Below are 23390 nucleotides of genomic sequence, written 5' to 3' on the forward strand. Positions count from 1 at the left end.
AACGTCCCGTTCCGGTCGCCCCGTTCCGCTCGCCCCGTCGCGGTCGCCCCCGTACCAGCCGTCACGGCAACGCCAACGCCGCCCCGTCGTCACGCGCCGCGATCGTGCGAACCCGCACGGCTCTTGTGCGCGGGCATGCGCGGGGTGGAAATTGGGTAACGGAACGACGCTCACCACCGCACGACTCCAACGCATCCGAGGAGCGATCATCGTGTCCAGCAGCCCCGGCCAGGCCCGGCCCGCGTCGCTCCCGCGGCGGATCGGCCGCCAGCTGCGACGGGCCCTCGGCAGCCGGCGGGAACCTCTCGCCCGGTCCGTGGACCGCTCCCGCGCCCGCGCCTGGGCCCTCGCCGCCCTGGGGCTGCTGCTCGCCCTCGCCACCGCCACCGTCGGCGCGCTCGTCAGCTACCGCTCCGCCGCGTCCCAGGCCGCCGCCGACCACGGGCGGCTCCACCAGGTCGACGCCGTCGTCCTCGAGTTGCCCCACCACGGCGCCGCCGGAGGCCCGTTGGGCGGCGGGTACGAGGGCCGCGTCGAGGCCGCGGCGAGCTGGACGTACCCCGAGGGGCAGCCGCACACCGGCACCGTCCAGGCGCCCCGGACGGCCGCCGTCGGCAGCACCGTCCGGATCTGGGTCGACCCCGACGGCGACGTCACCGCTCCCCCGCTCGACCGGGCCGCCGCGGTCATCTCCGCCGCCTGCATCGGCACCGGCACGCTGCTGGCCCTCGTGGCGCTCGTCGTCGTCGCGCTCCGGCTGCGGCTACGGGCGCTCGAACGGCGGTCCGACGACTCCTGGACGCGCTCCTGGGCCCGGCTCGAACCCCTCTGGAGCGGCCGCGCGGGCCACCGGCAGGACGAGGCGACGTGACCCGGCCCCGAAGGGTCCGAGCCGCCCAGGGGGTGGCTGCCGCTCGCGGTGCCGGTTCAGGCCGCGCGCGGCGGCACGGCAACCGGTCGAGGTGGTGGCGAGGTCGGCGACGCCCAGGTCGCGATGCCCAGGTCCACGCCGATGAACCCGTTCGGGTTCTCGTCGAGGGGCGCCTTCGGGCGTGAACGCGCGGGGCTCCTCGCCGGCTCTCCCTGAAACCGACCGGCGCCCATCCGCGTCTCCCCCGTCAGCCAACCGCACCCGGGGGACCCACACATGAACAACCGCCGCACCGCCCTGGCCGCCGCGCTCGCGTTCGGCCTGACCGCGCTCGTCACCGGCTGCGGGCCGGACGACCCGGACCCCGCCCCCGCGGCCGCCTCGCCGGCGCCCACCACGGCCGCCTCCGCCGCGCCCGCCCCGACGGCGAGCGCCACACCGACCACCCCCGCGCCGACCGCCTCGGCCGCGCTCAAGCCCTGCCATCCGGACCCGGCCCGGCCGGAGTTCGTGAAGTTCGACTCCGCGACCACCGCGGGCGGGGTGACGAAGGTGAACCTGACGCCGGTGAGCTGCGGCTACAAGGCGGAGAACGAGGAGCTCGTCGAGTACACGCCGACCGGCGACGCCACGAGTTACCCGCTGGCGAAGAACGCGGTGGTGCAGGTGGTCGAGTTCGGCGGCAAGGGCACGAAGGAGCGCACGATCACGCCGGCCGAGCTGGCCACGTACAAGCTGGCCAGCACGCCGTACTTCACGGTCCACCGCAACGAGCAGGGCAAGATCACGGCGATGAAGGAGATCTACCACCCGTAGCGCCCTCCGGCCGAGCACCCCTCAGGGCCGGGCGGCCCAGGGCGGGGTGGTGCGAGAGGGGCGGTGGAGGACGGCCGCGACGGCGAGCAGCAGGGCCGAGGCCAGGGCCAGCGCCGTCGGGACGTTCGCGTGCAGGACGAGGACGGCGCCCACCAGGGCCCCTGCGAGCATCCAGACCGCCGAGGCCAGCCGCCGGGGGCCGGAGCGGTCGGCGGCGAGGGCGGTGATCGTCATGGTCAGCACCGTCGTCGTCAGGTCGGGCACCTTCAGCGAGCGCACCACCGCGTTCTGGCCGCCCATCGCCAGGGCGAGCAGCCCGATCAGCGTGTAGCGGACCGGGTCTGCGGTGTGCCCGACCACGGCCGCCAGGACGGTGCCCACGACGACGAGCGCCGTCTGGGCCACGACCGCGGCCCGCAGCAGCCGCCCCCGGTGCTCGGGCAGGCGGTCGGCGAGGCGGCCGCCGGCCAGGGCGCCGACGAGGAAGGCGGCGAGGGCGGCGAGCGAGGCGGTCGCGGAGAGGTTGGGGGCGCCGGCCAGGGCGAAGCCGAGGAACACCACGTTGCCGGTCATGTTGGCGACGAAGACGTGCCCGAGCGCGAGGTAACTGACCGCGTCGACCACGCCGGTGACGACGGTGAGCACCAGCAGCAGCGGCACGAGCGGCCCGTGCTTGGGGTCGGGTGCGAGCATCGGGCCTCCCGGTGGTTCCTGCCGTGGTCGTTCGTGTGACGGTCCTTCCGTTCTACTCCGTCCGCTCCCTCACGCGAGCGCCGGGGCGCCGGATTCGTCCGACTCGTCCTCGACGTGCCAGTGGAGGTCCCGCACGCCCGGTTCGAGGGAGAGCCGGGTGACGACCTGCTCCAGCGCGGGCGCGACCTGGCCGGTGATGGCGACGGTCGCGCGCAGGCTGGTGACCTCGCCGTCGTCGGCGCGGCGGGCGCGCAGGCCGGTGGGGGTGAGCCCGGAGGCGGCGAGGGACTGGAGCAGCAGGGCGCGGATGTGCGTCTCGGACTTGCGGTCGCACTCCAGGTGGACGGTCGCGCGGCTGGTGGAGTCCGGGTCGCTGCCGGACTGCGGGGCGCGGTCGAGGAGCCGCCCGGCCGGGCGCAGCACGAGGTGGACGGCGAGCACGGCGAGGGTGCCGAGGACGGCGAGTTCGAGCTTGCCGGAGGCGGCCAGCACCCCGACGGCGGCCGAACACCACAGGGTGGCGGCGGTGTTGAGGCCGCGGACGCCTGCGCCGTCGCGCAGGATGACGCCACCGCCGAGGAAGCCGATGCCGGAGACGACGTACGAGGCGACCCGGGTGGGGCTGCCGGTGTCGCCGACGGCCTCGCTGTAGAGGACGAACAGGGTGGCGCCGGCGGCGACCAGGGCGTTGGTGCGCAGGCCGGCCATCCGGGCGCGCCACTGGCGTTCGACGCCGATCAGGGCGCCGCAGGCGACGCCGGTGGCCAGCCGGACCAGGAACTCGACGGTGGTCAGGGTGTGCACGGCGGCACCTCCTTCAGGGAGACGGCGGGGAGACGGCGGAGCGGAAGCGGAGCGGACGGGTGGCGGGTCCTCAGCCCGCCGCCCGTCCGTTCGGCGGGTGTCCGGTGGCTCAGTGCCCCAGGGCGGTCTGGACGACCTTGATGATGACCATGATCATCGCAATCAGGAGGTAGGCGCGCAGGGCGCCCATGCCGACCTTGCGGGCGGTGGACACGACCGGCTTCTCCAGGGTCTCGAGCGGGGGCATCCGCCAGTTCTCCCGGCCGGTGCGGTCGATCGGGTCCTCCTTGGTGGCCGTGCGGCCGGAGGTGAAGGAGTACCCGGCGACCAGCACGCCCGCCACGCCGCAGCCGGCCATGATCCAGAGGATCGCCTCCGAGCTGATGTCCGGCCAGACCACGGCGGCGGTCAGGATGAGCGACAGCATGACCAGCACGCCGACCACGGCCGCGGTGAAGGCGTTCGTCTTCGGGCCGTTGACCCACGGGCCGAGGACGGCCTTGTCGTTGCAGAGCAGCAGCAGGAAGACCGTCGCGGAGGGCAGCAGCACGCCGGCGAGCACCTGGACGAACTGCGTCATCAGGCCCTGGGTGTACTCGGTGGACAGCAGGGTGATACCCGCGGCGGTGACCACCAGGCCCGCGTAGATCCCGTAGAAGCCCTTCGCGCCCTTCACGCCGCGGTGCAGCGAGTGCTTGATGCCGAAGACGTCGCCGACGGCGTAGGCGGTGGAGAGCGAGACCGCGAAGGCCCCGATGATCGAGGCGTCCAGCAGGGCGATGGCGAACAGCACGCCCGCCAGGTGGCCGGCCTTGTCCTCGATGCCCTTGGCCACGTCGGCCGCGCTGGTGAACTGGCCGAAGCCGTCGGTGCCCGCGAACGCGGCGGCGGTGAAGCCCATCATCGCGGCGGCGCCGACGATGACCACCGCGATGCCGATCCACAGGTCGATCTTCTCGTACCTCATGAAACGCGGGGTGATGCGCTTGTCGATGACGTACGACTGCTGGAAGAACAGCTGCCAGGGGGCGACGGTGGTGCCGACGATGGAGATGATCACCAGCATGACGGCCGCGAGCTGGCCCGAGCCGCCCGGCATGCTCGGCACCACGAAGTCGTGGGCCATCCGCGAGGTCTTCGGGTGGACCAGGAAGTAGATCGGCACCAGCAGCAGCGAGCCGACGCACAGCGTGACGGCCACCCGCTCGAAGCGCTGGAAGGAGCCGGTGAACGCCGAGGCGATGATGATCGCGGCGGCCAGGACCACCGAGGCGGCCTTCGGCAGGCCGAGGTAGCCGGCCGCGAGGGTGACGCCGATGAACTCGGTCACCAGGGTGAGGGCGTTGAGCAGGAACAGGTCGACGACGCTGAACGCGCCCCAGAACCTGCCGAAGCGCTCCAGGATCAGCCGCGCGTGGCCGACGCCGGTGACGGCGCCCAGGCGCAGCACCATCTCCTGGTTCACGTACAGCACGGGGATCAGCATCAGCAGGGTCCACAGCAGCTGGGTGCCGTAGTTCTGGCCGGCCTGCCCGTAGGTGGAGAAGGCGCCGGCGTCGTTGTCGCCGACCATGACGATCAGGCCGGGGCCGATGATCGCCAGCAGTGTCTTCAGGCGCACCGACAGGCCCCGGCGGGGCGCGTCGTCGTCCAGCCTGATGGTGCCGAGGGCACCCTTGATGTCACCGACGTGCGCGTCGTCCAGCACCGCGCCGCGGGCGGCCGGGACCTTCGGGTCGAGCATGACGTTCGCCATGGTGGATCCTCCCCGCCCCCTGCCTTGAGGGGGCCTTCAGGGGGCACGCAGCAGTAATCCTCCCTGCGGACGGGCACGGCGCCGGGCCGCACGGCGGCGCGAGCCGGCGCGGGGCCGGGCTCGGTCATCGTGTGGACATGACGGTGCGTCACTTCACGACGGCGCGTCAGTTCCCTTGCTTCATGGGACGGTTGCACCAGGGCATGGTCGAGCGGCCTCGGATGCAGGGAGCAGCGCGTGGTGAGCGTTCGCAGGAAAGGTTGTTACCGCGTGCCGGAGGTGTACGAGAGCATGCGGGGATAGGGGCAACTGTGGCCCGGACTACTGCAGTCCATGTTTCTCGCCTCCTCCCGGCCGGGGGCGCACCGACTGTGCGCCGCGTCGCGACACGGCAAGGAGCGGACCGACCCCCTGACGGAACCGGTACACCCCAACTCGTCAGAGCTTTGGCACTCCACGGCGTAATCCCCGCCCGGGGGAAGCCACTTGGGATCAACCCTTAACTCGGGAAGATCTGTCCTGAACCTGGGCGTCTCTCGACGTCGTCGGGTCAGTGGCCTGTGTCCGTGAAGACGCCTCACCGAACGAGGTGCCTCTTCAAACCTCCAGAAGCATAGCCCCTCCCCGAGCACCGCAGGATGCTTTTCCTACGATCTTCGACACCTTTGTAGAACCGTGACCGGACATCCGTCCGAACCACCGACCGCCGACCGGGGCCGTACCATGGGCGCCGTTCCGGACGGGGACGGCGAGGAAGGGAAACGGGCGGTGCTGCGCGGGTTCGGCGATCTTGAGGCCGAGATCATGGACCGTCTCTGGTCCTGGGGCCGGCCGGCCACGGTGCGCGAGGTGGTCGACGACCTCCGGCAGAAGCGGCCGGTCGCCTACACCACCGTGACGACGGTGGCCGACATCCTCCACACCAAGGGCTGGCTGCGCCGGGACAAGGTCGGCCGCGCCTGGGTGTACGAGCCGACCTGCACGCGCGAGGCGTACACCGCCCGGCTCATGCACCAGGCGCTGGAGACCACCGCGGACCGCACCGGCGCGCTCCTGCACTTCGTCGACGCCATGAGCGGCGACGAGGCCGGCGCGCTGCTGGCCGCCCTGGAACAGGTGAAGGCCCGGGACGACGAGCGGTGACCCTCGCACTGCTCGGCCTCTACCTGGTCGCGGCCGGTCTCGCGCTGCCCCGCCGGCTGGCCGGCTCCGCCCGGCTCCAGGCGCACCCGGTGGCGGGCACCGCCCTGTGGCTGGCGCTGATGGCCTCCTTCCTCGTCGCGCTGCTGCTCGCCGCCCACCACGCCGTCGAGCCGTTCGCCCACGAGCCCGCGGGGCTGCTCGGGCTCGTCCCGCACGCCGAACCGGCCCGGCCGCTGGCCCCGCACACCCACGACGGGTGGCTCCTCACCGCCGGGGCCGCGGGGCTCGCCGCGGTGGTGGCCGCCGTCGGGGCGCGAGCCGGCCGGGCACGACGCCGGCACCGGGCGGTGCTGGACGTCGTCGCGGTGCGCGACCGGCGCTGGAACGCGCTGGTGCTGGAGCACGCCCACCCGACCGTCTACTGCCTGCCCGGACGCCGCAGCCGGGTCGTGGTCTCGCGCGGCGCCCTGGAACTCCTCGACGAGCGCCAGCTCGCCGCCGCCGTCGCGCACGAGCGCGAGCACATCCGCGGGCGCCACCATCTGCTCCGACTCCCGGCCGACGCCTTCGCGCTCCTCCTCGGCCGCCTGCCGCTGGCCCGCCTGGGCCGGGCCGAGGTGGCGCTGCTGCTGGAGATGGCGGCCGACGACGCGGCGCTCGCCCGGGTCTCGCGCAGCGAACTCGCCTCCGCGCTCTGCGCCCTGGCCACCTCGCCGGCGCCCCCGGGCGGCTCCCTCGGGGTCGCGGCCACCGGGGTGCTCACCCGGGTGCGGCGGCTGGCGCGCCCCGGGGGCGGCCTCCGCCGGCGCCGAGCGGCCTGGTGGGCCGGGGTGGTGGCGATCCCCCTGCTCCCCTACCTGTTGGCCTGCGCGCCGCATCCGTGAGCCCGGCCCGCCGCGCTCCGTCCACTGACCGTCCATCAGGCTCTCAGGGAGATCGGTTAGCCTGCCCCCGCACCGCACCGTGCGGTGCACCAAGAGGGGGATCGACTACCGCGATGACTGCGAAGACTTCGCCGAGCACGTACACCCGCGCCACCGCCGTGGCCGCCGCTGCCGCCGCCGTCCTGGCGCTCACCGGCACCACGGCCCAGGCCGCCGCCCTGTCGGCCGCCGCCCCGGTCTCCGGCACCGAGGGCATCGTCACCGTCGGCCACAACCAGGCCCAGCCGCTCGTCAGCCCCGACGGCACCACGGCGTACGTCGTGGTGACCGGCCCGGGCAACGCCGTCCAGGTCAAGGCCGTCGACACCCGGAGCGACGCCGTCACCCGGCAGGCCACCCTCGCCACCGCCCAGCTCGGGCAGGTCGCCGGGCTCTCCCCGGACGGCACCCGCCTGTACGTCGCCAACGGGCAGCAGCTGACGGTGCTCGACACCGCCGCGCTGGCCGTCGTCGCCACCACCGCCCTGCCCGACCAGCCGCGCCCGGCCGGCTGGACCCCCGGCGCGCTCACCGGCCTCACCGTGAGCCCCGACGGCTCCACCGCCTACGTCGTCCAGAACGGGCCGGTCACCTACCGCCAGTACGGTCAGGGCCGGGTGATCGCGTTCTCCACCGCGCAGAAGGCCTTCACCGGCTCCGTCCAGGTGCCCACCAGCTTCACCGGCACCGCCGCGTTCCGGCCGGGCGGGCACGACCTGTACGTCGGCGGCGACGCCGGCGTCTTCCACGTCGGCACGGCCGGCGCCACGCCCACCCTGGTCGGGACCGTCGGCGGCACCGCCGGGGCGCTCGACTACTACCCGGTCTTCACCCCGGACGGCACCCGCCTGTTCGCGCTGGCCTCCGGTTCCAAGGGCGGCCAGGCCGACGTGATCGACCCGGCCGGCGACACCGTCACCCGGCACCTCACCCTGGTCGGCGGCTTCGCCGACCTGCGCGCCCCGCAGGTCAGCCCGGACGGCACCCGGCTCTACGTCGCGAAGAACGACTACACCGCCGGCCCGTCGGTGCTCTCCGTCGACACCGCCTCCGGCAGCGCGGTGGCGGCCGAGACCGTCTCCCCCGACGAGGACCAGCTCGACGGTCTCGCCGTCGGCCCCGACGGCCACACGCTCTACGTGACCGGCAGCATCGGCAGCAACGGGACGCTCCAGATCATCGCCAACTGACCCTGACGGGCCACGGGTCCGGTCGCTCCGTGCGGAACGGCCGGACCCGTGGCACGTATTGACACCCCGTCACTTCACGTCGACCGGCGGGCATACGGCCGGATCCTGCACCTCGGGGCAACCTCGCACCCGCCGAACGGCCACGGGCTGACGCGCGATGCGCGGCCGCGCATCGTCGCGGTCCGATCCCGCTGCGGAGCGCCCCGGGCCGCGCCGGTCAGGCGGGGCGGACGGCGCCCATGTACGGCATCGCGGCGATCGGGAGGACCTCGATGTTCTTGCCGGTGCGCGGGGCGTGGATCATCTTGCCGTCGCCGATGTAGATCCCGACGTGGTGGATGTCGTCGTAGAAGAACACCAGGTCGCCGGGCTGGAGGTCGCCCCGGGCGATGCGCGGGCCGTCGTTCCACTGGTCCTGGGAGATCCGGGAGATCTTGACGCCGGCCGCCCGGTAGGCGGCGCCGGTCAGGCCGGAGCAGTCGAAGCTGTCCGGGCCGGTCCTGCTCCAGCCGTACGGCTTGCCGAGCTGGGCGTAGGCGAACTTGACGATGTCGGCGGCGCGACCGCTCGTGGGGGCCGCCGGGCCGTCCGCGGCGGGGCGGTCGGCCGAACGGGAGGCGCGGTCGGCCGCGGCGGCCTGCTGCGCGGCGGCCTTCGCCTTCTCGGCGGACTCCTGGGCGTTGATCCTGGCCCGGTCGGCGGCGCTCAGCTTGTTGAGCAGGGCCTGCGCCTGGGCGAGCCGGCTCTGGACCTGCTTCTTCTCCTCGCCCAGCGCCGCGCCCACGCTGTCGAGCTGGGCGAGCGTGGCGGCGGCCTCGGCGCGGTCCTGGTCGAGCCGGCGCTGCTCGTCGCGGGCCTGCTTGAGCAGCGCGGTCTGGCCCTCGACCACCTGGTTCTGCGCGGCGGCGCGCTCCAGGTAGGCGGCCGGGTCGGAGTCGAGCATCAGCTGGACGCCCGGGTCGATGCCGTTCGTGCGGTACTGCTCCCCCGCCACCGCGCCGAGCCGGGTGCGCAGCTCGTTCATCGCCTCCTGGCCGCGGGCGACCTTGTCCTGGATCCGGTTCGCGTCCGCCTGGAGCGTCTGCTGCTTGGCCTGGAAGCCGTTGTAGCGCTCGACGGACTGCTCGGCCTCCTCGTTGAGCTTGTCCACCTGTTCCTTGACGGAGGCGAGGGTGGGCGTCGGCTCGGCGTGGGCGCTCCCGGCGGCGAACACCGCGCCGCCGGCCACGGCCGTGGTGAGGACGGCGAGACGGGCCCGGCTAGGAGGGCTGGGCTTGCGGCGCTTTCCCATGGGCAGGGGCTCCTTCGGGGGACGGAGACAGGGCGGAGCGAGGCGGATCCGGGCACGGCGGATCCGGGCACGGCGGAGCGAAGGCGGGTGAGGTCGCACGGGGGATGTCAGCCTCACCCGCCTTCTTCTAAGTAACTTAATAGACAGGGGGGCGGGTTCCACAATCCCGTTGCCTCTTCACTTCCTTGAACGTCGACGGCCTCCGGCTGCGTTCAGCGGTCCGGGCGACGGATCGGGCCGGCCCGGCGCCGCAGGTGGCACTCGGTGCCACCCATAGTGCTGAAGTGTCGCTAAATCGAGGGAAAGGTCACATCGACCGGCCCTCCTGCGCCCGCGCGAACGGGCGCTAACCTGCGGTCATGAAGGTCCCGCCCGAAGGGCTCCCCCTCGCCGCCGAGTTCCCGGCAGCGCACCGTGAGCAGTGGCAGCGGCTCGTCGAGGGCGTGCTGCGCAAGTCCGGCGCGCAGCCCGAGGACGGCCCCGCCGCCGAACAGGCGCTCGCCACCACGCTGCAGGACGGCCTGAGCGCCCGCCCCCTGTACACCGCCGACGACACCGGCGCCGAAGCCGGCTACCCGGGCTTCGCGCCGTTCGTGCGCGGCGGCCGCCCGCAGGGTTCGGCCGTCGCCGGGTGGGACGTCCGCCAGCGGCACGCCGACCCGGACCGGCGGCGGACCAACGAGGCGGTCCTCGCGGACCTGGAGAACGGCGTCGGCTCGCTCTGGCTGGAGCTCGGCGGGGACGGCCTGCCGATCGCCGCGCTGCCCGAGGCGCTGACCGGCGTCTACCTCGACCTCGCCGCCGTCGCCCTCGACGCCGGGGCCGAATTCACCGACGCCGCCGAGCAGTTGTTCAAGCTGTACGAGGAGCGCGAGGTCTCCCCCGGCGCCGCCGCCGGCAACCTCGGCGCCGACCCGATCGGCCTCCAGGCCAGAACCGGCGCCGCCGACCGCACGGACGCCCTGCTCGCGCAGGCGGCCGCGCTCGCCGCCCGCTGCGCCGCCGACTACCCCGGCGTCCGGGCCCTCACCGTCGACGCCCTGCCGTACCACGAGGCCGGCGCCTCGCCCGCCCAGGAGCTGGGCTGCTCGCTCGCCACCGGTGTCGCCTACCTGCGCGCCCTCACCGCCGCCGGGCTCCCGGTGGACGCGGCGCTCGGCCAGCTGGAGTTCCGCTACGCGGCCGACGGCGACCAGTTCCTGACCATCGCCAAGTTCCGTGCCGCGCGCCGCCTGTGGGCCCGCGTCGCCGAGGTGTCCGGCGCGTCCGCCGAGTCCTGCGCGCAGCGCCAGCACGCCGTCACGTCCCGCGTGATGATGACCGCGCGCGACCCGTGGGTGAACATGCTGCGCACCACCGTCGCCTGCCTCGCGGCCGGCGTCGGCGGCGCCGACGCCGTCACCGTGCTGCCCTTCGACACCGCGCTCGGCCTGCCCGACGCGTTCGCCCGCCGGATCGCCCGCAACACCCAGTCGATCCTGCTGGAGGAGTCCCACCTGGCCCGGGTGATCGACCCGGCCGGCGGCTCCTGGTACGTCGAGCAGCTGAGCGAGGAGCTCGCGCACGCCGCCTGGGCCTGGTTCCAGGAGATCGAGCGCGCCGGCGGCCAGCGCGCCGCGCTGTCGGACGGGCTGGTCGGCGAGCGGCTCGCCGCGACCTGGGCCGAGCGCTCCGCGAGGCTCGCCAAGCGGCGCGAACCCGTCACCGGCGTCAGCGAGTTCCCGCACCTGGACGAGCAGCCGCTGGTGCGCGAGCCGGCCCCGGCCGCGCCCACCGGCGGGCTGCCGCAGGTGCGTCGCGCCGAGGCGTACGAGGCCCTGCGGGACCGCTCGGACGCCTTCCTCGCGGCCACCGGCTCCCGTCCGCGACTGTTCCTGGCGTCGATCGGCACCGCCGCCGCGCACACCGCGCGCACGACGTTCGCCGCCAACCTGTTCCAGGCGGGCGGGATCGCGACCGTCTCCGTGGAGTCCGCCGACCCGGCGGCGTTCACCGAGGCCTTCCGGGCCTCCGGCGCCACCGTCGCCTGCCTCTGCTCCAGCGACGCCCTGTACGGCGAGCACGCCGGGGCCGTCGCCGGTGCCCTCAAGGAGGCCGGCGCCCAGCGCGTGCTGCTCGCCGGCCGGCTCGCCGAGGCGCCCGCCGGGGTGGACGCGTTCATCCACGCGGGCGGGGACGCGGTCGCCGTCCTCACCTCCCTGCTGGACCAGATCACCGGTGCGGGCAGCACCGACGAGGACAAGGTGGCGTGATGATCCCCGACTTCACCGGAATCGGGCTGGACGGCGACGCCGCCCGCGACGTCACCCCCGAGCAGTGGCGCTCCGCCTGGCGGCGCTCCACCGGCAAGGACGTCGACGAGCTCGTCTGGGACACCCCCGAGGGCATCGGCGTCAAGCCGCTGTACACCGCCGACGACCTCGCCGGGCTGGACTTCCTCGACACCTACCCGGGCATCGCCCCGTACCTGCGCGGGCCCTACCCGACCATGTACGTCAACCAGCCGTGGACCGTCCGCCAGTACGCGGGCTTCTCCACCGCCGAGGAGTCCAACGCCTTCTACCGCCGCAACCTCGCGGCCGGGCAGAAGGGCCTCTCGGTCGCCTTCGACCTGCCGACCCACCGCGGCTACGACAGCGACCACCCGCGCGTCACCGGCGACGTCGGCATGGCGGGCGTCGCCATCGACTCCATCTACGACATGCGCCAGCTGTTCGACGGCATCCCGCTGGACCGGATGTCCGTGTCGATGACCATGAACGGCGCCGTGCTGCCCGTGCTCGCGCTCTACATCGTGGCCGCCGAGGAGCAGGGAGTACCGCCCGAGAAGCTGGCGGGGACCATCCAGAACGACATCCTCAAGGAGTTCATGGTCCGCAACACCTACATCTACCCGCCGCAGCCGTCGATGCGGATCATCTCGGACATCTTCGCGTACACCTCGCAGAAGATGCCCCGGTACAACTCGATCTCCATCTCCGGCTACCACATCCAGGAGGCCGGGGCCACCGCCGACCTGGAGCTCGCCTACACCCTCGCCGACGGCGTCGAGTACCTGCGCGCCGGCCTCGACGTGGGCCTGGACGTCGACGCCTTCGCGCCGCGGCTGTCCTTCTTCTGGGCGATCGGCATGAACTTCTTCATGGAGGTCGCCAAGCTGCGCGCGGCCCGCCTCCTGTGGGCCAAGCTGGTCAAGCAGTTCGACCCGAAGAACCCCAAGTCGCTGTCGCTGCGCACCCATTCGCAGACCTCCGGCTGGTCCCTCACCGCGCAGGACGTGTTCAACAACGTCACCCGCACGTGCGTCGAGGCGATGGCCGCCACCCAGGGCCACACCCAGTCGCTGCACACCAACGCCCTCGACGAGGCGCTCGCGCTGCCCACCGACTTCTCGGCCCGCATCGCCCGCAACACCCAGCTGCTGCTCCAGCAGGAGTCCGGCACCTGCCGCGTCATCGACCCGTGGGGCGGCTCCGCCTACGTCGAGAAGCTCACCCACGACCTCGCCACCCGCGCGTGGCAGCACATCCAGGAGGTCGAGGCCGCCGGCGGCATGGCCAAGGCCATCGACGCCGGCATCCCCAAGCTGCGCGTCGAGGAGGCCGCCGCCCGCACCCAGGCGCGCATCGACTCCGGCCGCCAGCCGGTCATCGGCGTCAACAAGTACCGGGTGGAGAGCGACGAGCAGATCGAGGTGCTCAAGGTCGACAACTCCTCGGTCCGCGCCCGCCAGATCGAGAAGCTGCGCCGGCTGCGCGAGGAGCGCGACGAGACCGCCTGCCGCGACGCGCTGCACGCGCTCACCCGCGCCGCCGAGGCCGGCCCGCAGCGCGGCGGCTCCCTCGACGGCAACCTGCTGCACCTCGCCGTCAACGCGGCCCGCGCCAAGGCCACCGTCGGCGAGATCTCCGACGCCCTGGAGAAGGTGTACGGCCGCCACTCCGGCCAGATCCGTACCATCTCCGGTGTGTACCGAGACGAAGCGGGCCCGTCGGCCACCCTCCAGCGCACCCGGGACCTCGTCGAGCGGTTCGAGGAGGCCGAGGGCCGGCGCCCGCGCATCCTCGTCGCCAAGATGGGCCAGGACGGCCACGACCGCGGCCAGAAGGTCATCGCCACCGCCTTCGCCGACCTCGGCTTCACCGTCGACGTCGGCCCGCTGTTCCAGACCCCGGACGAGGTCGCCCGCCAGGCCGTCGAGGCCGACGTCCACATCGTCGGCGTCTCCTCGCTCGCCGCCGGACACCTCACCCTGGTGCCCGCGCTGCGCGCCGCGCTCGCCGAGGCGGGCCGCGACGACATCACCATCGTCGTCGGCGGCGTCATCCCGCCGCAGGACTTCGACGCCCTGTACGAGGCCGGCGCGGCGGCGGTCTTCCCGCCCGGCACCGTCATCCCGGACGCGGCGTACGACCTGCTGAAGTCCCTGGCGGCCGACCTCGGCCACGAGCTGTGAGCCGCTGAGCCCCATGCCTCCGCGGACGATCGACCTCGACAGCTACGTCACGGGCGTCCTCGACGGCTCGCGCGCGTGGATCGCGCGGGCCGTCACGCTCGTCGAATCCACCCGGCCCGACCACCGCGCGCTCGCCCAGCAGCTGCTCCAGCGGCTGCTCCCGCACGCGGGCGGCGCGGTCCGGGTCGGCATCACCGGTGTGCCCGGTGTCGGCAAGTCGACCTTCATCGACTCCTTCGGCACGATGCTGACGGCGGCGGGCCACCGGGTCGCGGTGCTCGCCGTCGACCCGACGTCCAGCCGGACGGGCGGCTCCATCCTGGGCGACAAGACCCGGATGGAGCGCCTGGCGGTCGATCCCGCCGCCTTCGTCCGCCCCTCCCCCACCTCGGGGACCCTCGGCGGCGTCGCCAAGGCCACCCGCGAGTCGATGGTGGTCATGGAGGCGGCCGGGTACGACGTCGTGCTGGTGGAGACGGTGGGCGTCGGCCAGTCCGAGACGGCGGTGGCCGGGATGGTCGACACCTTCCTGCTGCTCAGCCTGGCCCGGACCGGCGACCAGCTCCAGGGCATCAAGAAGGGCGTCCTGGAACTGGCGGACGTCATCGCCGTCAACAAGGCGGACGGCCCCCACGAAACGGACGCCAAGGGCGCGGCCCGCGAACTCGCGGGCGCCCTGCGCCTGTTGCAAGCCCCCGACGCGGCCTGGACACCCCCCGTCCTGACCTGCAGCGGCCGCGAGGGCCTGGGCCTCGACGTGCTGTGGGAGCGCCTGCAGCAGCACCGCAAGGTCCTGGACGCGACGGGCGCCCTGGCCGCGAAGCGCCGCGACCAGCAGGTGGAGTGGACGTGGACGATGGTCCACGACCAGCTCCACGCCCGCCTGCACGAACACCCGGCCGTGCGCCACGTCGCACCCGACCTGGAGTCCCAGGTCCGCGCCGGCTCCCTGCCGGCGGGCCTGGCGGCACAGCGGATCCTGGACGCCTTCTTCGGCCCGGCCTGACCCTCGAGCAGGTGCCGCCGGAATTCTGGCCAATTGCGCCGCGAATGTGATCATTTAGGAGTACATAGCGAATATTCCGAACATTCCCCTGACCACTCGCCAGGTGTAGAATGCTGAGCCCGCGGCTCCGCGCCGACAGCAAACACTGGGGGCAGGCATGGCTCGTGCATGGGAAGCCGATCCTTCCGCTTTGTTCGAGAAGCGCCTGGGAAAGTCCGCGAAAGAGCTCGGCTCGTCCGAGGGCCGGGACGAATGCCCCGACATCTGGCGGCTCTCGAACGGCGACATCGCCGTGATCGGCCGGGACCTCACGGACGACTACCGCGGCAGGCTCCCCGAGGACGTCTCCGTCGGCCCGGACGAGCGGCTCGTCGTCATCCCCGGCCTCATGCTCCGCACGGCGAAGGCGGACATCACGGATGCCTGACCGGCCCGCCCCCGGGCTCCGGCCCGAGTGGGGCGAGACCCTCGCCCGGCAGGACTACAAGCGCGACTTCCGCGAGCGGGACGCCCAGGTCCGCGGCAGGGACACCTGGAAGCTCGAACGGCGCCAGCACTTCGAGGAACAGGGCAGCCCCAGCTGGGACGCGCTCCTGCGGGGCGACTGGGACGAGGCGCTGCGGCTCCTGGAGGCCCGGCGCGAGGCGCTGCTCGAACTCGGCCGCGAGGACGAGGAGCGGCAGTCGTTCTTCCATCGCGTACGGGTGGTCGAGAAGCCACTGACGACCTATCTGCACTGGGAGCTGCACTCGCTGCGGATCCGGGCCGAATGCGGCGAACGGATCCGCATCGTCGACGCCGGGGCACTGGCCGGATCCGAGCGGTCCGGCCCACTGCCCGAGGTGGTCATTCTCGGCGGCAGCACACTCTACCGGGTCCTGTATTCGGAAACGGGAACTCCGGTCGGCGCGATCCGATTCACCGATCCGGATCTCATTCTCCGATGGGAGGACTACATCAGGGATCTCTATCGGACGGGAGAGGACGTGCGAACGTACTTCGCCAACGAAGTGGCCCGTCTCCCCCACCCACACGGAAGTGGAGCGAAGTGACAGAGGAGCCCGACGACACCACACCCGCCCCCGGCGGCACGCGATCCACGGTGGCGGGGTCGTCGGCCCACGACGTCGTCCAGGCCAGGGACGTCAACGGAGGCATCCACTTCCACCGCGCCCCCGGCCAGGACAACACCACCCCCACGCCCCGCCAACTTCCCGCCGACGTCCGCGGCTTCGTCAACCGGGTCCGGGAACTCGGCGAACTGAACGCCCTCCTCGCCCGCGAGGACCACCTGCACCGGCGCCAACTGGCACAGGCCGCCGGACACTTCGAAGAGGCGATCGCCGCATTCGGCGCACAGGACGAGGCGCACTGGGAAGCCACCACCCTCGCCAACCTCGCCGGCGCCCACTACCGCGCCGGCCGGCTGCCCGAGGCCGCGTCCACCGTCGACCGGGCGCTCGCGGCCCACCGCGCGCTGAACAATCCACGGGGCGAGGGAAACGCGCTACGCCTGCTGAGCGACATCCAGCGTGCGGCGGGCGCCCCCGCCGGCGCACTGACCTCCGCCCAAGCAACACTGGACATCGCCTTGCACCTGCGCGACCACCGACTCGAAGGCTTCTGGCTCATCACCCTCGGCGACGCCCAACGGGCCGGCGAGAAGCTCGCCGACGCCCTGGAGTCCTACCAGCGGGCGGCGGTGCTGCAGCGCCGTCTCGGCGACCGCAGCCGGGAGGCGCTCGCCTGGCACGGCGCGGGCGAGACCTACCGCCGTCTCGAGCGGCACGCGGAAGCAGCCGCCTTCCTCCGTCGGGCCGCTGCCACCCACCGTGAACTCGGCGACGCCTGGAACGAGGCACGGGCCCTGGACGCCCTGGGCACGACACTGGCCACCGAGGACTCCCAGGCGGCGCAACGGCACTGGCAGGAGGCACTGGCCCTGCTGTCCGGCTATGACGACCCACGGGCGCTCGCCGCGCGTGACCTTATCGGACGTCGCCTGGCGGCGGACTGACCGGGGCCGTGCGGGTGGGGTCAGCGGGGCCGGCGTTCGTGGGCCGCTTGGGTGCGGAGGTCGGGGTGGGATTCGTCGTCGGGGGCGGGGTACAGGGCGGCCGACCAGGGGACGGGGCAGGGTGGGGCGTGGTCGGGGTCGGGGCAGAGCAGGTGGGTGACCTGGGCCTTGATCCGCTCGGCCTGCTCGGGGGTGGCGAGCAGGGCGAGCCTGAGTTCCCAGAGCTGGGGTTCGTCCGGCATGGTGCGGGCTCCTCGGGGGCGGGCCGACGGGGGCGGGTCCGTGGACCCGCCCCCCGGCCGGGTGTTACCAGGTGCGCTTGGTGTCGCAGTGGCGCTTGTAGTGGCCCTGCGGGACGTTCACGTTGCGCGCGGCGTCGTTGACGGCGTCCTGCACGGTGTTGCCGGTGCCGTCGGCGCGCTCGTAGCCGACCACGTTGTTGTCGCTGATCCGGACGATCTGGCACTGGACGGTCGCGTGCCAGACCCGCAGGATGCCGAGCTCGGCCGCCTGCGTGGAGGTGGTGGACGGGGCCGCGGAGGCGGCCGGGGCGGCGAAGGCGCCGAAGGCCAGCAGGGCGGTGCCGACGGCGAGCGCGCGGTGCAGGTGCTTCATGAGGGTCCTCTCGTTCCTTCGACGGTCAGTTCACCCGCGGGCCCGGGGCCCTGCGGTGCTTCGACCCTCGCATCCCGTTCGCCCGCGGAGCGATTTCGCCGGGAGGCCCGGCAGTCCCCTGGCAGTTGTCCGCCGACTGCCAGCACTGCCATCCCCCGTGCTCCGGTGTGAACCGTCCCGCTCGGCGGCGGCTACGTACCCGGCGTCAACGGCAACGCCCGCGTAGGAGAGTCCCCATGGCGTACGACACCGCGATCCCCCGGCTCGAGGGCAGGCGCGACGATCCGTCCCTGGCGGCGGTGGTGGGCACCGAACTGGCCAGGCACAAGCGGGGGTTCGTCCCCTGGTACCACGTGCTGGCCCCGGTGCTGATCACCGTCCCGCTGTTCCTCGGCGCACTCGGCTCGTCGGAGGCGAAGGCGGGCCAGACCTTCGAGGTGTTCCGCAACGTGACGCTGGAGTTCTGGGGCGTCCTGGTGCCGATGACCGCGGGACTCGCGGCGGCGCTGTCGGTCCGGGCCGACCAGGACGCCTGGCGGCTGCTGCTCTCCTACGGGGTGCCGCGCGGACGGTACTTCGTCGGGAAGGTCGCCGCGCTGGGGGTGCTGGGCTTCGTCTCCTCGACCGTCCTGCTGGTGATGCTCTCGATCGGGGCGGTGCTCAGCGGGAAGTTCCCCGGCGCGATGGGCACGGTGGCCGCCGCGGTCTACCTGCCGTGGCTGGTGGGCCTGTCGATGACGGCGCTCGCGGTGCTGGTCGCGGTCGTCTGGGGGATGGGCCCGAGCATCGGGGTCGGGGTGGCCGGGCTGCTGTGCGGGGCGCTCGTCTCGGACAAGGTCTTCTGGTACGCCGTCCCGTTCGCCTGGCCGATGCGGGTGGTCCTGCCCCTGGCGGGGATCGGGCCGAACGGCGTGCCGCTGCCCAAGGGCAGCCCGGTGACGTCGATGTCGGCGATCCCGCTCGCCGTCGTCCTCGGCGGCGTCCTGACCGCCGTCCTGCTGCTGGTCGGCAGCCTGCACATGCGCCGCAAGGAGATCTGAGCCGTGGAACCGACGTACCGCCAGCACGCCGCCGCCCCGCAGCCGGCCCCGGCGCTGATGATCCGCGGGCTGCACAAGCACTACCGCTCGCACCGCGCCCTGGACGGGGTCGACCTGACGGTCTGGCCGGGTGAGGTCTACGGGCTGCTGGGGCCCAACGGCGCCGGCAAGACGACACTGATGAAGGCGCTGCTCGGCCTCCAGCGGCCGTCCGCCGGGACGATCGAGGTCCTCGGCCGGCCGGTGGGGCGCGAGGCGCTCGCCGGGGTCGGCGCGTTGATCGAGGTGCCCGGGCTCTGGCCGACCCTGACCGCCGAGGAGACGATGGAGGTGCACGCCCGGCTGCGCTGCGTGCCCCGCGACTGGATCGGACCGGCGCTGCGACTGGTGGGGATGGCCGACGTCCGGGGGCGCCGGGTGAGCGCGTACTCGCTGGGCATGCGCTGGCGCCTGGGGATCGCGGTGGCACTGCTGGCCCGGCCCCGGCTGATGGTGCTGGACGAGCCGACCAACGGGCTGGACCCGGTGGGCATCCGGGAGATGCGCGGGATCATCCGGTCGCTGGCCGACCAGGGGGTCGCGGTGCTGATCGCCAGCCACCAGCTGGCCGAGGTCGCGCAGGTCTGCGACCGGGTGCAGGTGCTGGCCGCGGGCCGGACCCGGTACGAGGGGACGCTGGACGGACTGGCGGTGGAGGGCAGCGTGGAGGAGGGGTTCTTCCGGCTGCTGGAGCGCGCCGACTCGGGCGTGCGCTGAGCGGCGCTGAGCGGCGATGAGCGGGCGACGAGCGGGCACGGCGGCCGGGGCGGCGGTGCCGACGGCGACGACAGCCGTGCCGGCCGGCGGCCCCGGGGACAACTCGCCCTGGGCCGCCGGGCCGCCGTCGGCCGGTTCAGGAGGCGCCGCGGGCCGCCGTCGGCCGGTTCAGGCCCAACGCGGCGGCCAGCGTGACGAGTTCGGTCCGGTTGCCGACGTCGAGGTGGTCGTAGAGGCGGCGGATGCGCCGGTACATGGACCGCTCGGAGCAGTAGTGGTGGCGGGCGATCTCGGAGACCGTCATGGAGGTGCAGAGCAGCCGGACGAGGGTCCGCTCGCTGTCCGCGAGGGAGGCCGGCCGGGGCGCCGGGTGCGGCGGTGCCGGGTGCGGCAGGAGCCGGTCCGCCGGGCCGCGTCCGCCGGGCCCCGCCACGCCCGGCGGTTCGGACCACGCTTCGGACCACGCTTCGGACCCCGGTCCGGACCACCGTTCGGACGGCCGCGCGGACGCCGGGACGCGGTGGTCGGCGAGCCGCAGCCGGCCCGGTACGGCCTGGGCCGTCGCGGGGACCGCGCCCGAGCCCGGTGCGTAGGCCTGCTGGGCCTGTAGCTGGGCGGTGAGCGCGTCGGCCTGTTCGAAGCCGATGGCGAGGTTGACGACGAAGTCGGCGCCCGAGCGGATGGCGTAGTAGGTGCGGTAGCCGGTGACGTCGGTCGTGACGGCGACCAGCAGCGACATCGGGTGGTGCAGCCGCACGTCGCGCAGGGCGTCGGCCTGGAACTCGCTGGTGATCGGCAGGAAGATCGGCAGGTGCAGGACGCGGCCGGGTTCGGTGAGGTCGGCCTCGTCGACGAAGCCGATCCGGTCGCCGGGCAGCCAGATGCTGCCGAGCGGGTTGTCCGGGGTGTCGAAGTACGGGCGCAGCCCGGTGTGGGCGAGGACGTGCAGAGCGGGTCGTTCGGTGCTGCGGCTCTCGTGGTGTGCGGTCGTACGGCGTTCCTGGCTGTCGTGCATGACGATGAAGCCCCCGTTGTTTCGTCCGCTGGTGGGTGGGACCGGGGCGTACCGGGAGGGGCCGGTACGCCCTGTGGCGGTCGGTCAGCGAAGCGGCAGAGTCCCGGGGGCCCGGTCCGGCGGGCCCCCGGGTGGTGGTCAGCCGGCGAAGCGGCAGAGCTTGAGGGCCCGGCTGAGCAGGGGCCCGAGGCTGACCTTGTGGCCGTCGGAGCCGGTGAGGCGCACGGGTTCGACCGACGGGAGGCCGGACTGGGACGCCTCGTCGTTGAGGGCGTAGGCGGTGCTGTCGGGGGCGGTGAAGACCGCGCGGTTCCCGGTGCGGCACTCGAGCGTGCCGTGGTCGACCGTGAGCGGCCAGGTGTAGCCGAAGTTGTTCTCCGCGACGGGCTGGACGCTGGCGCTGGGGCTGGGCAGCGGGGTCGGGGAGGTGGTCGCGGGCTTGGGGCGGTCGACGCCGCAGGCGGTGAGCGGCAGGAGCAGGGCGGCGAGGGCCGCCGCCGCGAGGGCGGCCGGACGGCGGTGTCCGGACGTGGCACGGGAGGTCATGGCTGGGTTCACCTCGTGATGGTCTGGTCGTGGGGGTGGTCGGGCCGCGCGGAGCCGGGGGCCGTACCGGGGGCCGCGACGAGCGCCGCGTAGCCGTCCTCCAGGGACGCCTCGACCGGCCGGGCCCCGTCCGGGGGCGTCGTGGTGACGAGCCGGTACTCGGTGCCCTCGGCGGTGGTGACGGCGCTGACGACCTCGGCGCCGGCGGGTGGCGCCGGCCGGTCGGCGGCGGGCCGCCAGAGGTAGGTGCAGCCGGCGGCCTGACGGGCGAGGGCGGCGGCGGTGTCGTGGAAGACGAGCCGGCCGGCGGCCAGGACGGCCACGTCCGGGCAGGTCTGGGCGACGTCGTCGAGGATGTGGGTGGACAGCAGCACGGTGCGCCCGCGGCCGAGCCCGGCGAGCAGGGTGCGGAAGCGCATGCGCTCGTGCGGGTCGAGTCCGGTGGTCGGCTCGTCGACGACGAGCAGCGACGGGTCGCCGAGCAGGGCCTGCGCGATGCCGACGCGGCGCTTCATGCCGCCCGAGAAGCCGGCGAGGCGCTCCCGGGCGCGGTCGTCCAGGCCGACCTCGGCGAGCCGTTCGTCGACCTGACGGCGGCGGTCGCGCTTGTCGTGCAGGCCCTTCAGGACGCCGATGTAGTCGAGGAACTCGCGGGCCGTCAGGTCGGGGTAGAGGGCGAGCTCCTGCGGGAGGTAGCCGAGGGCGGCCTTGACGGCGGTGAGTCCGGCGGTGGTGGCGAGGTCGTGGCCGCCGACGGTGACGCGTCCGGAGGTCGGGGCGAGGACGCCGGTGAGGATGCGCAGGAGGGTGGTCTTGCCGGCGCCGTTGGCGCCGAGCAGGCCGACGGTGCCCCGCTCGATGTGCAGGTCGACGTCGACGAGGGCGCGCCGCCCGCCGGGGTGGACCTTGGTGAGTCTCTCGGTGGTGATGTTCATGATGCTCCGTGGCGTCGGGTGCGGGCGACGAGGTGGCCGAGTGCGTAGCAGAGGGCGGCGGTCGCGAGGACGAGGACGAGGTTGAGCAGGGCGGTGGCGTCGGTGGCGTCGGGGCGCAGTGCGCCGGTGCCGTCGCGGGTGGCCCAGATCCGGGGCGCGTGGGCCCAGGCGACGAGGGCGTGGCCGCCGATCGGGGAGAGGAGGGTGCCGGTGGGGGTGGGCACCGGGGAGAACGCCGGGGGGAACTGGCAGGCCCAGATCCAGACCAGGGTGAGGGCGACGCGGGCGGCGGCGGGCGGCAGGAGGGCGCCGAGCAGGCCGCCGAGTGCCGCGGCGAGGAGGGCGGCGGGGACGATCGCGGTGACGAGGGCGGCCGTGGCGGCGAGCAGGACGGTGCCGGAGGCGGTGGCGGCCGCGAGTACGGCGGCCCCGAGCAGGAAGAGCAGGACGACCGGGCCGAGCGCGGTGAGCAGCGGCCCGAGGAACTGCCCGGCGCTGCGGGCGGCGGCCGGCGCGGGGGTGGCGGCGAGCAGTTCGGTGGTGTCGCGGACGTCGTGGGCGCGGCGCAGCCGGTCGGTGAGGGCGAGGCCGGTGCCGAGGGCGCAGAGGGTGTTGACGAGGACGGCCGCGGCCCCGACCTCGGCGGCGGGGTCGCTCTGGCCGGTGACGATGGGTGAGGTGGCGGTGAGCAGGAGGGTGAGCAGCAGGAGGGGGAGGAGGGTGCCTTGCACCGCGCGGCGGCGGGCCGCCATCAGGGCCTCGTAGCGCAGGGACCAGAGCATCGCGGTCATGGGGTCCGCCGGTCGTCGGGGCCGGTGGTGCGGCCGGGTCGGATGAGGGGGCTCGGGTGGCGGGCGAGGCCGCGCAGGGAGGTGGTGATGAGCAGCGCGCCGAGGACGGCCGCGGGCACCGCCCGGGCGGGCCCGTCGGGGACGGCGTGGTCGACGAGCAGGAGTTTGCCGAGGGCGAGCGCGACGACGAGGCCGGCGGCCGGGGCGGCGGTGCCGGTGCGGGCGGTGAGCCGCAGCGCGCAGCCGCTCAACAGGAGTGTCGTGCCCAGGAGTTCGAGCGCGGTGCGCACGGGGTCCTGGGCGGTCGTCGCGGCGACGGCGGTGAGGACGGTGGTACCCAGGAGCGCGGTCGTGCCGAGCCAGGCGAGGCGGCGGGCGACGGTGCGCGGGTAGGGGGTGGGGAGGGTGAGGTGGAGTTCGAGGAGGTGTTCGCGGGCGAGGACGGAGGCGCAGGCGAGGGCGGTGGCGACCGGGAGGGTGCCGGTGATCAGGGTGCGGGCGGCGAGCGTCCCGCCGGCCGTGCCGGTCCCGGCCGCGGCGGCGCCGGCGGCGGCGAGTGCGGCGAGCAGGGGCAGGGCGAGGGCGGGGAGGCCGCAGCGGCGCGCTTCGTGTATGAGCCACGGGGTCGCGGTCACGGTGGTGGTCTCCTCCAGGGTCCGGGTGGCCGCCGCCGGTGATGGGGCGGACGTGCCGCCGCCGCGGCGACGGGGGTGGCGTCGCGGCGGC

Annotated in this window: 24 protein-coding genes and 1 riboswitch; of the genes, 13 read left to right on the forward strand and 11 right to left on the reverse strand. The window is 73.9% G+C overall.

Annotation, left to right across the window (positions count from 1 at the left end; all coding sequences use genetic code 11):
- Nucleotides 1–211: 211 nt before the first annotated feature.
- On the forward strand, nucleotides 212–871 hold the full coding sequence (locus PUR71_RS26300; RefSeq protein ID WP_329929587.1) for an Rv1733c family protein: 660 nt from the start codon (nucleotides 212–214) through the stop codon (nucleotides 869–871).
- A gap of 276 nt (nucleotides 872–1147) precedes the next feature.
- Nucleotides 1148–1687 carry a hypothetical protein gene (locus PUR71_RS26305; protein WP_329929588.1) on the forward strand — a complete coding sequence of 180 codons (540 nt, stop codon included), beginning with the start codon at nucleotides 1148–1150 and terminating at the stop codon, nucleotides 1685–1687.
- Nucleotides 1688–1708: 21 nt separating this feature from the next.
- On the opposite strand, the gene PUR71_RS26310 is transcribed toward PUR71_RS26305, so the two are convergent.
- From PUR71_RS26310 to PUR71_RS26320, 3 genes are all read right to left on the reverse strand, one after another.
- Nucleotides 1709–2380 carry a YoaK family protein gene (locus PUR71_RS26310; protein WP_329929589.1) on the reverse strand — a complete coding sequence of 224 codons (672 nt, stop codon included), beginning with the start codon at nucleotides 2378–2380 and terminating at the stop codon, nucleotides 1709–1711.
- 69 nt (nucleotides 2381–2449) lie between these two features.
- Nucleotides 2450–3184, reverse strand: coding sequence for an MgtC/SapB family protein (locus tag PUR71_RS26315; protein ID WP_329929590.1), 735 nt, complete (start codon nucleotides 3182–3184; stop codon nucleotides 2450–2452).
- A gap of 109 nt (nucleotides 3185–3293) precedes the next feature.
- Nucleotides 3294–4940, reverse strand: coding sequence for an NRAMP family divalent metal transporter (locus PUR71_RS26320; protein WP_329929591.1), 1647 nt, complete (start codon nucleotides 4938–4940; stop codon nucleotides 3294–3296).
- A gap of 422 nt (nucleotides 4941–5362) precedes the next feature.
- Nucleotides 5363–5536, reverse strand: a riboswitch (M-box (ykoK) riboswitch).
- A gap of 175 nt (nucleotides 5537–5711) precedes the next feature.
- On the opposite strand from PUR71_RS26320, the gene PUR71_RS26325 reads away from it, so the two are divergent.
- From PUR71_RS26325 to PUR71_RS26335, 3 genes are all read left to right on the forward strand, one after another.
- Complete coding sequence (locus PUR71_RS26325; RefSeq protein ID WP_329929672.1) at nucleotides 5712–6083, forward strand: BlaI/MecI/CopY family transcriptional regulator; 372 nt, start codon at nucleotides 5712–5714, stop codon at nucleotides 6081–6083.
- Nucleotides 6080–6967, forward strand: coding sequence for a M56 family metallopeptidase (locus PUR71_RS26330; RefSeq protein ID WP_329929592.1), 888 nt, complete (start codon nucleotides 6080–6082; stop codon nucleotides 6965–6967). The genes PUR71_RS26325 and PUR71_RS26330 overlap by 4 nt, the downstream gene beginning before the upstream one ends.
- 113 nt (nucleotides 6968–7080) lie before the next feature.
- The gene (locus tag PUR71_RS26335; RefSeq protein WP_329929593.1) at nucleotides 7081–8196 is read left to right on the forward strand and encodes a hypothetical protein; all 1116 of its coding nucleotides are present in this window, start codon (nucleotides 7081–7083) and stop codon (nucleotides 8194–8196) included.
- Nucleotides 8197–8413: 217 nt separating this feature from the next.
- On the opposite strand, the gene PUR71_RS26340 is transcribed toward PUR71_RS26335, so the two are convergent.
- Complete coding sequence (locus tag PUR71_RS26340; protein ID WP_329929594.1) at nucleotides 8414–9487, reverse strand: C40 family peptidase; 1074 nt, start codon at nucleotides 9485–9487, stop codon at nucleotides 8414–8416.
- 359 nt (nucleotides 9488–9846) lie between these two features.
- Between PUR71_RS26340 and PUR71_RS26345 the strand changes: the two genes are divergently transcribed.
- From PUR71_RS26345 to PUR71_RS26370, 6 genes are all read left to right on the forward strand, one after another.
- Nucleotides 9847–11739, forward strand: coding sequence for a methylmalonyl-CoA mutase subunit beta (locus PUR71_RS26345; RefSeq protein WP_329929595.1), 1893 nt, complete (start codon nucleotides 9847–9849; stop codon nucleotides 11737–11739).
- Nucleotides 11739–13943 (forward strand): methylmalonyl-CoA mutase, encoded by a 2205-nt coding sequence (gene scpA, locus PUR71_RS26350; protein WP_329929596.1) that lies wholly within the window; start codon nucleotides 11739–11741, stop codon nucleotides 13941–13943. Before PUR71_RS26345 ends, scpA begins: the two co-directional genes overlap by 1 nt.
- A gap of 13 nt (nucleotides 13944–13956) precedes the next feature.
- Nucleotides 13957–14949, forward strand: coding sequence for a methylmalonyl Co-A mutase-associated GTPase MeaB (gene meaB, locus PUR71_RS26355; RefSeq protein ID WP_329929597.1), 993 nt, complete (start codon nucleotides 13957–13959; stop codon nucleotides 14947–14949).
- A 157-nt stretch (nucleotides 14950–15106) separates the two neighbouring features.
- Nucleotides 15107–15376 carry a hypothetical protein gene (locus PUR71_RS26360; protein WP_329929598.1) on the forward strand — a complete coding sequence of 90 codons (270 nt, stop codon included), beginning with the start codon at nucleotides 15107–15109 and terminating at the stop codon, nucleotides 15374–15376.
- On the forward strand, nucleotides 15369–16001 hold the full coding sequence (locus PUR71_RS26365; RefSeq protein ID WP_329929599.1) for a DUF6879 family protein: 633 nt from the start codon (nucleotides 15369–15371) through the stop codon (nucleotides 15999–16001). The genes PUR71_RS26360 and PUR71_RS26365 overlap by 8 nt, the downstream gene beginning before the upstream one ends.
- Entirely contained in the window at nucleotides 15998–16966 is a 969-nt protein-coding gene (locus PUR71_RS26370; protein ID WP_329929600.1) for a tetratricopeptide repeat protein, read from the forward strand. The genes PUR71_RS26365 and PUR71_RS26370 overlap by 4 nt, the downstream gene beginning before the upstream one ends.
- A 20-nt stretch (nucleotides 16967–16986) precedes the next feature.
- Here PUR71_RS26370 and PUR71_RS26375 read toward each other — a convergent pair whose 3' ends face one another.
- Both PUR71_RS26375 and PUR71_RS26380 read right to left on the reverse strand, forming a co-directional pair.
- Complete coding sequence (locus tag PUR71_RS26375; protein WP_329929601.1) at nucleotides 16987–17208, reverse strand: hypothetical protein; 222 nt, start codon at nucleotides 17206–17208, stop codon at nucleotides 16987–16989.
- 64 nt (nucleotides 17209–17272) lie between these two features.
- On the reverse strand, nucleotides 17273–17581 hold the full coding sequence (locus PUR71_RS26380; protein WP_329929602.1) for a hypothetical protein: 309 nt from the start codon (nucleotides 17579–17581) through the stop codon (nucleotides 17273–17275).
- Nucleotides 17582–17817: 236 nt separating this feature from the next.
- Here PUR71_RS26380 and PUR71_RS26385 point away from each other — a divergent pair, with 236 nt between their 5' ends.
- A complete protein-coding gene (locus tag PUR71_RS26385; RefSeq protein WP_329929603.1) occupies nucleotides 17818–18621 on the forward strand; it encodes an ABC transporter permease in 804 nt (267 codons plus the stop codon).
- A 3-nt stretch (nucleotides 18622–18624) separates the two neighbouring features.
- A complete protein-coding gene (locus PUR71_RS26390; protein ID WP_329929604.1) occupies nucleotides 18625–19377 on the forward strand; it encodes an ABC transporter ATP-binding protein in 753 nt (250 codons plus the stop codon).
- A gap of 136 nt (nucleotides 19378–19513) precedes the next feature.
- Here PUR71_RS26390 and PUR71_RS26395 read toward each other — a convergent pair whose 3' ends face one another.
- The 5 genes from PUR71_RS26395 to PUR71_RS26415 form a co-directional block, all read right to left on the reverse strand.
- A complete protein-coding gene (locus PUR71_RS26395; RefSeq protein WP_329929605.1) occupies nucleotides 19514–20392 on the reverse strand; it encodes a helix-turn-helix transcriptional regulator in 879 nt (292 codons plus the stop codon).
- Nucleotides 20393–20530: 138 nt separating this feature from the next.
- Nucleotides 20531–20938, reverse strand: coding sequence for a DUF2511 domain-containing protein (locus PUR71_RS26400; RefSeq protein ID WP_329929606.1), 408 nt, complete (start codon nucleotides 20936–20938; stop codon nucleotides 20531–20533).
- 8 nt (nucleotides 20939–20946) lie between these two features.
- Nucleotides 20947–21873 (reverse strand): ABC transporter ATP-binding protein, encoded by a 927-nt coding sequence (locus PUR71_RS26405; RefSeq protein ID WP_329929607.1) that lies wholly within the window; start codon nucleotides 21871–21873, stop codon nucleotides 20947–20949.
- A complete protein-coding gene (locus PUR71_RS26410; protein ID WP_329929608.1) occupies nucleotides 21870–22664 on the reverse strand; it encodes a hypothetical protein in 795 nt (264 codons plus the stop codon). Before PUR71_RS26410 ends, PUR71_RS26405 begins: the two co-directional genes overlap by 4 nt.
- On the reverse strand, nucleotides 22661–23299 hold the full coding sequence (locus PUR71_RS26415) for a hypothetical protein (protein WP_329929609.1): 639 nt from the start codon (nucleotides 23297–23299) through the stop codon (nucleotides 22661–22663). Before PUR71_RS26415 ends, PUR71_RS26410 begins: the two co-directional genes overlap by 4 nt.
- Nucleotides 23300–23390 lie beyond the last annotated feature (91 nt).

The sequence above is a fragment of the Streptomyces sp. SP17BM10 genome (assembly GCF_036322405.1).
GTDB lineage: Bacteria > Actinomycetota > Actinomycetes > Streptomycetales > Streptomycetaceae > Kitasatospora.

What these genes read in the sequence shown, in the direction of transcription:
- scpA (WP_329929596.1), top strand. Translation starts at nt 11,739, where the DNA reads ATGATCCCCGACTTCACCGGAATCGGGCTGGACGGCGACGCCGCCCGC.
- PUR71_RS26345 (WP_329929595.1), top strand. Translation starts at nt 9,847, where the DNA reads ATGAAGGTCCCGCCCGAAGGGCTCCCCCTCGCCGCCGAGTTCCCGGCA.
- PUR71_RS26405 (WP_329929607.1), bottom strand. Translation starts at nt 21,873, where the DNA reads ATGAACATCACCACCGAGAGACTCACCAAGGTCCACCCCGGCGGGCGG.
- PUR71_RS26335 (WP_329929593.1), top strand. Translation starts at nt 7,081, where the DNA reads ATGACTGCGAAGACTTCGCCGAGCACGTACACCCGCGCCACCGCCGTG.
- PUR71_RS26385 (WP_329929603.1), top strand. Translation starts at nt 17,818, where the DNA reads ATGGCGTACGACACCGCGATCCCCCGGCTCGAGGGCAGGCGCGACGAT.
- meaB (WP_329929597.1), top strand. Translation starts at nt 13,957, where the DNA reads ATGCCTCCGCGGACGATCGACCTCGACAGCTACGTCACGGGCGTCCTC.
- PUR71_RS26400 (WP_329929606.1), bottom strand. Translation starts at nt 20,938, where the DNA reads ATGACCTCCCGTGCCACGTCCGGACACCGCCGTCCGGCCGCCCTCGCG.
- PUR71_RS26305 (WP_329929588.1), top strand. Translation starts at nt 1,148, where the DNA reads ATGAACAACCGCCGCACCGCCCTGGCCGCCGCGCTCGCGTTCGGCCTG.
- PUR71_RS26365 (WP_329929599.1), top strand. Translation starts at nt 15,369, where the DNA reads ATGCCTGACCGGCCCGCCCCCGGGCTCCGGCCCGAGTGGGGCGAGACC.
- PUR71_RS26320 (WP_329929591.1), bottom strand. Translation starts at nt 4,940, where the DNA reads ATGGCGAACGTCATGCTCGACCCGAAGGTCCCGGCCGCCCGCGGCGCG.
- PUR71_RS26360 (WP_329929598.1), top strand. Translation starts at nt 15,107, where the DNA reads ATGGCTCGTGCATGGGAAGCCGATCCTTCCGCTTTGTTCGAGAAGCGC.
- PUR71_RS26380 (WP_329929602.1), bottom strand. Translation starts at nt 17,581, where the DNA reads ATGAAGCACCTGCACCGCGCGCTCGCCGTCGGCACCGCCCTGCTGGCC.
- PUR71_RS26375 (WP_329929601.1), bottom strand. Translation starts at nt 17,208, where the DNA reads ATGCCGGACGAACCCCAGCTCTGGGAACTCAGGCTCGCCCTGCTCGCC.
- PUR71_RS26410 (WP_329929608.1), bottom strand. Translation starts at nt 22,664, where the DNA reads ATGACCGCGATGCTCTGGTCCCTGCGCTACGAGGCCCTGATGGCGGCC.
- PUR71_RS26340 (WP_329929594.1), bottom strand. Translation starts at nt 9,487, where the DNA reads ATGGGAAAGCGCCGCAAGCCCAGCCCTCCTAGCCGGGCCCGTCTCGCC.
- PUR71_RS26310 (WP_329929589.1), bottom strand. Translation starts at nt 2,380, where the DNA reads ATGCTCGCACCCGACCCCAAGCACGGGCCGCTCGTGCCGCTGCTGCTG.
- PUR71_RS26395 (WP_329929605.1), bottom strand. Translation starts at nt 20,392, where the DNA reads ATGCACGACAGCCAGGAACGCCGTACGACCGCACACCACGAGAGCCGC.